At 58.5% G+C, this 5,404-nt stretch carries 6 protein-coding genes and 1 pseudogene; all 7 read right to left on the minus strand.

Annotation, left to right across the window (positions count from 1 at the left end):
- A pseudogene (locus ABYA88_RS15015) lies at window positions 1–551 on the minus strand (hypothetical protein); the annotation flags it as partial.
- Window positions 552–563: 12 nt separating this feature from the next.
- A complete protein-coding gene (gene galU / locus ABYA88_RS15020) occupies window positions 564–1,442 on the minus strand; it encodes a UTP--glucose-1-phosphate uridylyltransferase GalU (protein ID WP_373188200.1) in 879 nt (292 codons plus the stop codon).
- Window positions 1,443–1,579: 137 nt separating this feature from the next.
- Entirely contained in the window at window positions 1,580–2,434 is an 855-nt protein-coding gene (locus ABYA88_RS15025) for a sulfotransferase domain-containing protein (protein ID WP_373188201.1), read from the minus strand.
- Window positions 2,431–3,177 (minus strand): hypothetical protein, encoded by a 747-nt coding sequence (locus tag ABYA88_RS15030; protein WP_373188202.1) that lies wholly within the window; start codon window positions 3,175–3,177, stop codon window positions 2,431–2,433. Before ABYA88_RS15030 ends, ABYA88_RS15025 begins: the two co-directional genes overlap by 4 nt.
- A gap of 210 nt (window positions 3,178–3,387) precedes the next feature.
- Window positions 3,388–4,587: a sugar-transfer associated ATP-grasp domain-containing protein gene (locus ABYA88_RS15035; RefSeq protein ID WP_373188203.1), complete on the minus strand. Its 1,200-nt coding sequence runs from the start codon at window positions 4,585–4,587 to the stop codon at window positions 3,388–3,390.
- Window positions 4,580–5,068 carry a lasso peptide biosynthesis B2 protein gene (locus ABYA88_RS15040; protein WP_373188204.1) on the minus strand — a complete coding sequence of 163 codons (489 nt, stop codon included), beginning with the start codon at window positions 5,066–5,068 and terminating at the stop codon, window positions 4,580–4,582. Before ABYA88_RS15040 ends, ABYA88_RS15035 begins: the two co-directional genes overlap by 8 nt.
- On the minus strand, window positions 5,068–5,404 hold a 337-nt coding region (locus tag ABYA88_RS15045; RefSeq protein WP_373188205.1), incomplete at its 5' end, for a PqqD family peptide modification chaperone. The genes ABYA88_RS15040 and ABYA88_RS15045, both read right to left, overlap by 1 nt.

The raw sequence follows: 5,404 nt of genomic DNA on the forward strand, positions 1-5,404 counted from the left end.
CGATTGAACGGTCGCAGCAGCTCATACACCAGCCGTTGCGCCCAAGGCACATTGGTACCCAGCAACCAGTGATCTGCCCGCATGAAACCCTGCAGAGCAGCGCCCTCAGTCAACAGATCCGGCAGGCTGACCACTACGCCGGAAGCCGAACTGCCGACTTCAACGGTCTCCAGACTGGCCTGCAGGGCCTCGGTACTGCCCACCGGAAAAGTCGATTGATTGACTACCAGCCACTCGCGTTGGGGCTGCGTCGGCAAGCCGCGCAGAATGGCATGGGCCTCATCCAGCAGATTGGGACTGAGCGCCAGCCAGAGCACCGCACTCTGCTCGCTCGGGGGTTGATCCATAGTGGTGAGATGGAGCCTACCCGCGTTTATCTGTTCGGTGAGCAATTCAGGTAAGCCCGGTTCACGATAAGGGCACCTACCTTCGCCCAGGCGCGCGGCCATCCGCTCATCAAAGAGATGCAGCTGGACCTGGTTACCGCTGGATGCCAGCGCAGCGGCACTGACAATGGCCCCCAAAGTATCGCCGTAGACATCGAGATACATGAGCCGACTCCCTTATGTGTACCGTGCCAGCAGCGCGCGGAACTCGCTGGCCAGTTGCGGATGACGCAATGCATAGGCCAGTGTTGCCTCCAGATAACCGATCTTGCTGCCGCAGTCGTAGGAACGGGCCAGCAACCGGTAGGCATCGGCGCCCTCGTGTCCTATCAGTTGGGCAATCGCATCCGTTAGCTGTATTTCGCCGCCTGCGCCCGGCCGGGTATCAGCCAGCAAATCAAAAATGCGTGCCGGCAGCACATAGCGGCCAACAATCGCCTGATTGGAGGGGGCTTCGTTGCGGGGGGGCTTTTCTACTACCTGGGTCATGAGACGTGATTCACCGGGCTGCAACTGAGCACCGTCCAGATCAACCACACCATATTGGTGCACCAGCTCATAGGGTACCGACTCAACCATGATCTGCGCCCGGCCAGTCTCTTCAAAACGTTTGGTCATCAAGCCCAGATCGCTCTGGCCCTCTGACTCCTCCACAAGCACATCAGGCAACATCACTGCAAAAGGCTCGTTACCCACAATAGGGCGGGCGCAATAGATAGCGTGTCCCAGGCCCAGCGCGGTGCCCTGGCGCACGGCAGTGACCTTGAGGTTGGCTGGTGCGGTATCGCGCAGCACTTGTAACAGTGCATCCTTGCCGCGGCGCTCCAGCTCAGCCTCAAGCTCGTAATTGGTATCAAAGTGATCTTCTATCGCCTTCTTGCTGGAATGGGTTACCAGTACGATCTCGTGGATACCGGCGGCCAGCGCCTCTTCGACCACATACTGGATCACCGGCTTGTCGACAACGGTGACCATTTCCTTGGGAATCGCCTTGCTGGCGGGGAGAAAGCGGGTGCCGAGACCGGCAACAGGTAATACAGCTTTGGTGACCTTCACGTAATCTCCTATATGCTAAATCCAATGTCCTGAACCTAAGAGAACGTTCTGACAAAAGAGTTCAGTGCAGTGCGGGGCGAAACAGCACGGATAAAAACACATCCAAATCTCATGCCAGATAGTGGTGATAACGCAGACTAAAAATCAACCTCGTACCCCAACTTGATCATCATGGAACGATGGTCACTGATTATTGCGGCCACCTGCTCTTCAGTCAGGGTGCCCTTCCAGTCCCCCACCATGCCCTTGCGAAAGAAACTGTTGGCGCGTGCAGGCTTTTCGCGGAAGCCAGAGGTTTGTTCCTTTTCCTTCAACCGCTCAAAATCACATAGCTTCAGGGCCGCCGATACCTGCTGTGCGTCGCTGGGTAGCCCCAGAAACTCGGCGATACCGGTAAAGGTCGTTAGCGGTTCCTGTCGCATGTCTTCGTAACGCACCAATTTCACCGGCAAACCGCTCTGCTGCCAGCTGCGCACATGCTCGGACCAGCTGAACAGCCATTGCCGCAACTGGTTGGCCTGGCAACGGTCCTGCCCACACAGGCTGAAGTCCGCCTGCCCCATCCGCTTCAGGCTCTTGTCGATTGAACTGTTCATATGGTTGGCGAATGAGACGGCTACGTCCAACGGGTTACGCACGATGTACAGCGCGCCCCGCGTTGCCTCATGCGGAAACAGCGGCTCGCCTTTCGGTGTCAGCGTGAACGCGTCATGCACCTTGTGGTAACCCGGCTCCTGCATGCGGCTATTGAGAAAGCGGTAGGCAGCCGGCCGCAGATTATCGACCTCATCGTGACTCAGCTCACTGATATCAAAACCCAACCCGGCACTTACCCACTCCCGGGAACTGGCAATCTGGCCGGTGGCCAGGTGGTTGATGTCGATATCGCTCTCGGGGTCTTCCTCGATACCCAGCACCGCCTTGATAAAAGAACGGGTCCAGGTATTACCGGATTTGGGATAGGACGCCAGCCAGAAAATCTGTTCGCTCATCTGTTCAGCCCCCGCGCCAGAGCATCCTCGGCAACGCGCTCGGCCAATAACCGAAGCGAGCCTGAATTAGGCCGATCCAGCTGCCGCTCGACGCGTACCAGCGCAACCTGCCCCAAAATCTTGCCGGTCAGCAGAAAATGCTGCTTGCTCAGACCCAGCGGCTCGATCAAATGGCGGCGGTAAATCTGTGCCTTGAGCGGTGTCAGCTTGGCCATGCCCTGCACCGTTTCCAGTGACGGCTCTTCAGCGCGATTATCCGATCCCAGCACATAGATAGCGTCCAGCCTGACCGGCTCTGCCTTAAAACGGTCAGGGAGCGACCAACTGTATTTTTCCAGTTGCGCCCGCACGGGCTGCATATCGCCGATAGGCAGCTCCAGTACCGTCACTACATCGCGCCACAGTTTCAGCTCCGGGTAGCCCGGATGAACCTGCCCGTCAGTGTCCAGCACGCACAAATCGTCAGATACCAGCGAATAACCGGAGAACGACAGCAACGCGGCGGAAAGTGTCGACTTGCCTGCACCCGAATGGCCACAAATGGCAATTGCGCGCCCGTCACGCACCAATACGTTGCCATGCAGCACAAGGTAGCCCCGCTGGTGCAGCAGTGCGCCGAACACATTACCCAGCAGATACAACTCCAGGGTTTGCTGATCCACCCCCGAAGAGGGCATCACCACAATACGGTTGCCCTGCTCGACCAGAAAATGCGCCACGTCCGGCACATGCAACCACACCATGCCAGGTGCAGCCTGGCAGTACGCGCCGGACCATTGCATCGCCTCAAACCCTCCAGTAGGTATGGCCCCCTGGGTGATCACGACATCCGCATCCGCGAAAGCAGCTGCAGGCGTCCGGCCGGCCTCCAGGTTCGTCAGCGGTAACTCACTGGCCACCCGCAAGCCAAATAACTGGTAATGGTGCAAAGCTGTTCCCTCCGTTGGCATATTCTATTTCCCAAGCCCATAAACCGCCCGCGTCGGGCCTGCCAATAACGCAAGCCTGGGCGGTAATTGGTGCGCCTGCACCCCCCAGTTCACATTCCCCTCCAGCACCCGCGGCCCCTCATCGGTCATGACCACATCCCACCCGACTGTCAGCTGATCAGCACACAGAGCATGTGCCTCTCGCACCAACTGAATGATCTCAGACCATCCGGGCAAAACCACGCGTTCCCCTTCAACATCCACTTCGCCACGATCCAGGTCCACCGCATACATCTTCCAGCGCCGGTAGTCCGCCGCGCTGCGCTCCAGATTGGCCAGACGCAGACTGATCCCTCCGGGCCCGCTACTGGTAATGATGCGCAGGGTCGATATGCGCTCGGACTCCATCCCCGTGGCGCGAACCAATTGCGCTTCGAGTTCTGCCTCATTACGCAACAAGGGCTGCACCAGGTAGTCGCGCTGTTGCAGGCTCTGTTCGATCAACTCCCGAATCCGGTTTTCGTCACACGTCAGCGCTTCGCCAGTCTGCAGCACGTACTGCCTCTCGGCAGCGTCGAAACGCAGTGCGAAACAACCCTCCGCACGGGATGCCGAAACGGGCTTGCAAAACACATCACGCTGTCGAAACAGTCCGCTCCATGGCACTCCCTCTCCGGCCTTGATCGTCAGCCGCGTCGGCACTGACTCAAGCCCCCTATCCTGAAGGTACTCAGCAAAAAAAACCTTATCCACCAACAGTCTACGAGTAAGCGCAGTCGCGGGCTGGCCCTGCAACACGCTATGCCAGTGCGGCAGCTCATGGTCAAAAACGAACTCCCACCACTGCGCCAGATCTACGCGGTAAAGCTGCATTCCATAGTAACGCTGTGGCGGTATACCCCTGCCAACCGCCACCAGCAATTGCCGGCCCTGCCTGAACTTGCCGATACCCTGCTGTTCCGCTGTAGGGGCAGCCGCGTGCCGGTAAGCACGAATCAACTGCGCCCAGCCCTGATAACCGAACCATACAACCATGCTGTAAAGCACAATGCCGGCATACAGCAGCCTGGGTAATTCAGGCCACGCCCCCAGAAAGACCCTGCGATGCAGACCCATGGCGCCGTCACAGGGCAACAAGAACCGCCAACTGAACAGCGTATGCGGCACCTTGCGCAGCAGCACCCGCCCCTTCAATACACGCCAGAGGCGCCCCAGGTCAGGCACTGGCCTGCCCCGTGGCCGGCAGGAGCCGCGGCGTCACATAGGTGGAGACGATGGTAAACGCCTTGTGCCCCTCGCGGCCGACGATCACCCAGCGGCCGACGATCACCCAGGCATGGGCTTTCAGCGGATTACCTTTATCCTGGTTGCGGGTCACGCCCAGGTGTAAAACGTAAGGAAGGCGATAGTAGCGACACATCCCCCGGGCCAGAATGGCTTGCACCAGGCACTTGCTGTCCCAGGGAGTAAAACGCGCCACCTGTTCGATAATCCGGCCAATACGCCAGCCCAGCTGCTCCGATTGCGGATCTGCCAGCAACAGCAACTGGTCATTGCCCCTGCGCTCTCCCAGCAACCACGCATAGCGCGAAAAAGGCACCGCCAGAATCATTGCGCGCACCAACCCACTCAGCGGCAACAGCAGCACAAACCAAAGCTGCTCCCGCAATGGCAGCCGCACAAAGGTACGCAGGGGTTTGAACATCAGGTGTTGGTGAGCTGAACAAGCTCTTTGTCGAGCATCTGCTGCATGAAAACCAGCACATCGCGCTCGCACTGCTCAGGGCTGACGTCGAAACGCTGCTGCAACTCGCTGCAGATCACCCCCACTTGCTGCGGCGCTTCAGCCATCTCCCAGATAACCGAGGCCACCGCATTCAAGCCGAGGTAATCACCTTGGTCCTGGCTCATCATCACCACCTCATCGCCCATATGCGCAAAGACCAGATCCGGGTGACGAACAACAAAGCTTTCGAGCGACACAGCGACCATAAAAAGTTCCATTTTTCTCAATTTTATTGCGGCAGATGCTACCAAGCGC

Origin of the sequence: Halopseudomonas sp. (genome assembly GCF_041579695.1) — a bacterium.
In the GTDB taxonomy this organism is placed as follows: domain Bacteria; phylum Pseudomonadota; class Gammaproteobacteria; order Pseudomonadales; family Pseudomonadaceae; genus Halopseudomonas.